The 464-nt window shown below is 64.2% G+C and carries 1 protein-coding gene; it reads left to right on the top strand.

Features of this window, described 5'->3' with window-relative positions; translation table 11 throughout:
* Positions 1-464 (top strand): mechanosensitive ion channel domain-containing protein (locus TW83_RS16635; protein ID WP_045983900.1); only part of this gene is annotated, 464 nt, incomplete at both ends.

Below are 464 nucleotides of genomic sequence, written 5' to 3'. Positions count from 1 at the left end.
GACGGTCGAGGAAACCGCCACCTTGCGCCACGTGCTGCTGTTATGCTTCATCGCCTGCATGACCCTTGTGGCGCGCACTGCTCTGCAGATCTGGGTCGCGCTGCATCTGCGCCGTTTCCGCATCGATGTCGAAGACAATCTGCTGGCGCGCAAGCATGTCACCCAGTCCCGCATCCTGCAGCAGGTGGGCAGCCTGCTGATCGTTGCCGTCGGCATCAGTGCGGCATTGATGTCGTTTGACAGCGTGCGGCAATACGGCGTCAGCCTGCTGGCCTCGGCCGGAGCGGCGGGGCTGGTCGTGGGCCTGGCCTTGCAGCCGGTGCTGCGCAACCTGTTCGCGGGCATCCAGCTGGCCATCACCCAGCCCATCCGTATCGACGACGCAGTGATCGTCGAGGGCGAATGGGGCAATGTCGAAGAGATCGGCGGCACCTATGTGGTGATCCGCATCTGGGACAAGCGCC

Origin of the sequence: Paracoccus sp. S4493, assembly GCF_000967735.1 — a bacterium.
GTDB lineage: Bacteria > Pseudomonadota > Alphaproteobacteria > Rhodobacterales > Rhodobacteraceae > Paracoccus > Paracoccus marcusii.
This window is presented reverse-complemented; position numbering and strand designations above follow the sequence as displayed.